This window comes from Arthrobacter sp. P1_A5 (assembly GCF_056406825.1).
This window is the reverse complement of the sequence record NZ_JBFTZL010000223.1, coordinates 1-5344: the sequence shown is the minus strand read 5'-3', so window position 1 is coordinate 5344 and position 5344 is coordinate 1. Positions and strand designations below refer to the sequence as shown.

Sequence of the window (5344 nt, the reverse complement as noted above, 5' to 3'; positions counted from 1 at the left end):
GAGGAGTCATATCCGGTATTAGACCCAGTTTCCCAGGCTTATCCCAGAGTTAAGGGCAGGTTACTCACGTGTTACTCACCCGTTCGCCACTAATCCCCGGTGCAAGCACCGGATCATCGTTCGACTTGCATGTGTTAAGCACGCCGCCAGCGTTCATCCTGAGCCAGGATCAAACTCTCCGTTGAAGTAAAACAGACACAACATGCGCCCCCGGGAAAACGGGATRCACACGCTGCACAAAATTTGAAACCAGCCAAAAACACCAGACCACACCACGGGGTGGCGGGCCCGGCAAATTCAACCAATTCAATACAATAAATTGGTATCAACAAACTTGGCACACTATTGAGTTCTCAAACAACAGACACACCCGGCACCACCACAACCAACCAAACAGTCAAGGATCGCTCCGGAGCAACTTTTCAAACTTACCCGATCCTGGAAGTCTTTGCAAATTCGCATTTCTGCGATTTACATTCATCCAAGAAGGTCCCCGCCGTTATTTAGCACGCAAATTCGCGAACCATTTTCAGGCTGTTTAGAAGGGGGTCGGTCGCTTTCTTTCCGCATCAGCGGCGGCGACTCGAATTACTTTACACGCCCGGAGGACCCTGCACAAATCGGCCCCCTGAGGTGTCCCCTGGCGTCACATTCCCCCGGATCCGCGCGGATTTCGGCAGCTCCCGCCGTCCCCAAGGGCCAGCCGGCCGCCGTCGGGCTTCTATGGAGTGGGTCACACGCCGCAGGTTCCGCCTGACAGAGAGGAGCCGTGCAACCTCCCAGCGAGCAGCCGCCTCCAAGCGACTGCCCGCCCTACCTAGCCGCCAGGTCCGTTGCGCCGGAACCGCCGCACTGGCTAGGGTTGATTGTAAGCATGCTTAGCATGTGCGTGGAGTGCACATTGTCCGCGCTGAGACCCCAACATCCGGAGGAGCATCATGACTGATCAGTACACCTTCAAAAACCCGGTAACAGCGTACGAACACATCTCACCCCCGAAGCAGAGCCAGCCAGAACCCGGCCTGGATGCCAAGCTGACCCCAAAGGCGGACCTGGGCGAGGACACATACCGCGGCACCGGCCGGCTCGAGGGCCGCAAGGCGCTCGTGACCGGAGGGGACTCCGGCATCGGCGCCGCCACGGCCATCGCGTTCGCACGCGAGGGCGCCGACGTCGTCCTCTCCTACCTGCCCGAAGAGGAGGAGGACGCCACCCGCATCGCGAACCTGATCGAGAAAGCCGGGCGCAAAGCGATCAAGGTTCCCGGTGACCTCAAGGACTCGGCGACGTGCCGCGAGCTGGTAGACACTGCGGTGCGCGAACTGGGCGGTTTGGACATCCTCGTGAATAACGCCGGCAAGCAAGTGGCGCAGGAGGACATCGGTGGGATCACCGACGAGCAGTTCGACCACACGCTGAAGACCAACGTCTACGCCATGTTCTGGCTGACCAAGGCCGCCGTGCCGCACCTGCCGCCCGGGTCCGCCATCATCAACACCACCTCCATCCAGGCCTACAACCCCTCGCCGACTCTGGTTGATTACGCCACCACCAAGGCCAGCATCAACAACTTCACCAAGGGTCTGGCCCAGCAGCTCGCCCCGAAGGGCATCCGGGTCAACGCGGTCGCACCCGGGCCCATCTGGACGCCGCTCCAGCCCAGCAGCGGGCAGCCAGTGGAGGCCCTGCCCGAGTTCGGCAAGGACACTCCCCTGGGCCGTGCCGGCCAGCCGGCAGAGCTTGCCCCCGCGTACGTGTTCCTGGCGTCCGCGGAGTCCAGCTATGTCGTGGGCGAGACGCTCAACGTCAACGGCGGCAGCCCCACGCCGTAGTCCATCGCCGTAGTCCGAGGCGGACGCGGGCGTAAACCGTGCGGCCCTTCCCCGCAGCGTCAAGCTGCTCGGGAAGGGCCGCTTTTCGTGGGTGTGACCCTAGACGGTATGCGGGACAGGRGTCTGGATGAAGCTTCGCCGCGGGCCTATATTTTGCTTAATGGCAAATAGCGCGGTCGTACCAAAACGGGCGCGGCGTGTTCAGGAGGAAAACATGAGCCCCACACCTAAACAGCCTTTGACTGACGACAGCATCAAAGTCCGTCAGGTCAGCCATTACCAGTTCAGCTGGGTGGCGGGCGACCCCGGAAAGCCTGGCACCTGGACGCTTCAGCTGGTCCTTGATCAAGGGGCATGGGAAGAGCTCCTGACATTGGACGGGCAGGATGCCGAGAACCTGCAGGCGCTCCTTTCCGCGTCGGCGACCGTGTTTTACGATGTGCCGCGACGGACCCTGATGTTCGGGACCACAGCCTCGGGGCAGCACTAGTCGCTTCCGCCGCGCTATTCACTCCCTGCTATGGCACTGCCACCCTGACAGGATGGAACGATCTCTGGGCAGGCCGGCACTCACCGGGCCGACCTTTCGACCGTGCCACACTAAGAGCGTGACGACGTACGCGTTCCGAGCCGAGCTGTGGCACTACCCCGAGCAGGCAGGCTGGCACTTCATCACCTTGCCGCCAGACCTGGCGGAGCAGCTCAAGGACCAAGCCGCTCCGTTCCGGAAGGGCTTCGGTTCGTTGAAGGTGAAGGCCTGCATCGCCGGGCAGCGGTGGCGGACGTCGCTCTTCCCGGACAGCAGGACCAACTCGTATCTCCTCCCCGTCAAGAAGGCCATTAGAACCGCGGCCGGCATTCGCGCCGGCGATGAGGTGGAGGTGGAAGTCGACGTCGAACTCACGGGCTGAACACGCGTAACGAGCGGCGCGAAGGAGCTGCTTGAAGGAACAGTTCACCCCGCCGGAGACGCCTCCACGAAGGCCACCTGCGTGGCGTATTGCTGATACAGCTTGACGGCCTCGTCGATCTCGATGTGGCCAAAGTTAAGCGCGACCTGCAGCCCCTCCAGCTGGGCGCTGGCGGTCTCGGCTGCGCTCACACGGTCCGCCACGGAACGGGACGTGGCAAAGTTCGTGGCCAGCGCCGCGGCAACGGAGCAGATCACCGCCAGCAGACACAGCCCGCGCCACACAATCGAGTCGTCGGCCAGGTTGAAGATGTTCGCCACCGCTTCAGTGAACCCGGTGCCACCGGCGGCGGGGCCGACCGTGAACGCGGCGGCCAGCGCACTGCCCACGATGCTGATGCTGGCCAGCCGGGAGCGCCGTGGTCGTTCCCTGCCGAGGTAGGACTGAAGGTCCCGTTGCTTCTCGTCGATGCGGTTGGACAGCCTTTGCCGCGTATCGGATGTTTCGTCCATGATCTGGTCCCCGGTTCCCTCGCCGATCGTGTCCGCACGCCTGGAAGGTGGGACTGCCAACGGTCCACCGGTTCCCCAGGGTTCCCCAGCCAGGGCGGGATCTCCCTGCCCCGTGGCCGCTCTCCTCCCGAAACGCGCACACGTTTAGGATGCTCCCGCGCCAATGCGGGTGTCTAGACACTTGACCGACGACGCCGGTGTTCCGCGCCTGTCCGGGGCGGGGAACGGTGCCCCGAGGTTCTCCCGCCGCCGCTATTCGTTCGTCGGCGCCTTCACGTCAGCTCCCGCGTGCATGGCGGTCTCGGTGGGAGGCCGCCAGATGCGGTGGTCTTCGAGAAAGAGGTCAGCCGGTGGAGCAGTCACATGGGCCGTGATCCCCTGGGCGCGGAGCTCAGTCTCAAGGATGAGCAGCATCGTCTAGCTGGCGGGGTCGTATTGGAAAGCGCGCACCTCTTGCGCGCAACGGCAGGCGGCCGCGATCTTCGCGGCCCACTCCAAGGCAGCATCGTACGAGGGCAGCTCCAGCACCGAGTAGCCGCCTTCGAGCTGCGTCGTCTGCGGGTAAGTGCCCTCGCTCACGGTCCCATCGCCGTCGACCATGACGGGCGGGATGCCCTCATCGATGCCGCCGCCAAACACCCAGACGCCGGCATCCTTCGCCTCCTGGACGACCGCGTGCGACGCATCCGAAACAGCCTGCAGCTCTTCCTCAGGGAAGACCATGGCGGCACTGGGAAACGAGATCAGATACTTGGTCATTCGCGTCGACTCCTTCTTCGCAGCACGGTGAATCGCGTTCATCCTCGCCGATGCCCTCGCGCCGCGCAACGATCTAGGCGGTCCCGCGGAGGCCGGTGCTTGCTCGCGGATCCGCTTTCGGACGGCCGGCTCCTTTTGCGGTCCCGGTGGCCGTGACGCGCAAAAGAGACGTCAAACAGCACCCGATCCGTACGGGCGCGTGATTGCTTCAAGGAAATGCCCGTCAGGATCCGCGAAGTAGACGCCGCGTCCGCCGTCGTTGTGGTTGATCTGCTGTGGGCGGGACCGTCCTGGGTCCGCCCAGTAGGGGATGCCCTCGGCCCGGATCCTTGCGAAGATCCCGTCGAAGTCCTCCTCGCTGACAAGGAAGGCGTAGTGCTGCGGGGCGATGGGCCGGTCCGCGGTGGCGAAATCGAGGGCCACCCCGTGGTCCAGGGGCACGGTCATGAAGGACCACATGGCTTGGGGTTCCGGCAGTCCGAGCACGTTGGCCAGGAACTTCGCCGACCGCCGCTTATCCGTTGCGTAGACGATGGTGTGGTTGAAAGCGACCGTCATGGCGACCTCCTCGGGTGTGGTTGTCTGAGACAATCTGACATCCGGCACGCTTCAGATTTCAAGAGCGCCGGCTACGTCTCTGGAACGTTCATGGCGCCAGTCTCAGCAGGGAAACATAGGCTGCGATCACGACGCCGGCCGGTGGCCCAGTCTTCGAGCGGAGGCCCTTGACGGGCACTGTCATACTGACGCCATGGCAATCCGAATGACACGGCGTGGAACGGTACTGCTGCGGTACGGTGCCGCGGCTGCCCTGCTTGTCGCTGCCCAGCTGGCGGGCTTTTGGTTCCACTCAGCCGGCATTTACCAAGGCACCGCGAACGTTCCGCTCGCCGAATTTCCGGAGGACGTGGACGTTTTCTACGTTCTGACCTTCGTCCCCTCCATGATCGGACTCAAATACCTGGCCTACGACTTCGCGGTTAGGGCGTTTACCAAGACCTACAGGACTCCTGCGCTGCTCGTCTGCTTCTTCGTCGGCTACGCGGCCGCATTGGCCATCGACGCTGCATGCTTATTTTCGGCGTCGAAGCCAATAGCCGATGCAGGGTTCGCCATCATGGGCGCGATTTTCCAAACACCGTTGGTCCTCTTCGCATTTGGGACCGCAATCGCCGCGACGGTCCTTTTAAAAGACCGGCCTCCTCAGACCGGGGCTGCGCAGGCCCCGTGAACGGACGCGGCGATAACAGCACGCCGCCACGAAGCGCAGAACTCCACACGGCACCGCACGACGTCGGGCCTGACCCCCGCCTCCATGCTGTCCAGGCTG

At 63.3% G+C, this 5344-nt stretch carries 7 protein-coding genes and 1 rRNA gene; 4 read left to right on the top strand and 4 right to left on the bottom strand.

The window, feature by feature from the left end; all coding sequences use genetic code 11:
* Nucleotides 1–185 (bottom strand): 16S ribosomal RNA (locus AC1D1S_RS19035); the annotation flags it as partial.
* 753 nt (nt 186–938) lie between these two features.
* Here AC1D1S_RS19035 and AC1D1S_RS19030 point away from each other — a divergent pair.
* The 3 genes from AC1D1S_RS19030 to AC1D1S_RS19020 all read left to right on the top strand — a co-directional run bounded on the left by AC1D1S_RS19030 (nt 939) and on the right by AC1D1S_RS19020 (nt 2743).
* Nucleotides 939–1832: an SDR family oxidoreductase gene (locus AC1D1S_RS19030; protein WP_476946233.1), complete on the top strand. Its 894-nt coding sequence runs from the start codon at nt 939–941 to the stop codon at nt 1830–1832.
* Nucleotides 1833–2046: 214 nt separating this feature from the next.
* Entirely contained in the window at nt 2047–2322 is a 276-nt protein-coding gene (locus AC1D1S_RS19025; RefSeq protein ID WP_476946232.1) for a hypothetical protein, read from the top strand.
* Nucleotides 2323–2440: 118 nt separating this feature from the next.
* Nucleotides 2441–2743 carry a DUF1905 domain-containing protein gene (locus tag AC1D1S_RS19020; protein WP_476995201.1) on the top strand — a complete coding sequence of 101 codons (303 nt, stop codon included), beginning with the start codon at nt 2441–2443 and terminating at the stop codon, nt 2741–2743.
* A gap of 44 nt (nt 2744–2787) precedes the next feature.
* Here the strand turns inward: AC1D1S_RS19020 and AC1D1S_RS19015 are convergent, their stop codons facing one another.
* From AC1D1S_RS19015 to AC1D1S_RS19005, 3 genes are all read right to left on the bottom strand, one after another.
* Nucleotides 2788–3255 carry a hypothetical protein gene (locus tag AC1D1S_RS19015; RefSeq protein WP_028275259.1) on the bottom strand — a complete coding sequence of 156 codons (468 nt, stop codon included), beginning with the start codon at nt 3253–3255 and terminating at the stop codon, nt 2788–2790.
* Between the two features lie 417 nt (nt 3256–3672).
* Entirely contained in the window at nt 3673–4014 is a 342-nt protein-coding gene (locus tag AC1D1S_RS19010; protein WP_476995200.1) for a YciI family protein, read from the bottom strand.
* A gap of 171 nt (nt 4015–4185) precedes the next feature.
* A complete protein-coding gene (locus tag AC1D1S_RS19005) occupies nt 4186–4572 on the bottom strand; it encodes a VOC family protein (protein WP_476995199.1) in 387 nt (128 codons plus the stop codon).
* Nucleotides 4573–4765: 193 nt separating this feature from the next.
* Here AC1D1S_RS19005 and AC1D1S_RS19000 point away from each other — a divergent pair, with 193 nt between their 5' ends.
* A complete protein-coding gene (locus AC1D1S_RS19000; RefSeq protein WP_476995198.1) occupies nt 4766–5245 on the top strand; it encodes a hypothetical protein in 480 nt (159 codons plus the stop codon).
* Nucleotides 5246–5344 lie beyond the last annotated feature (99 nt).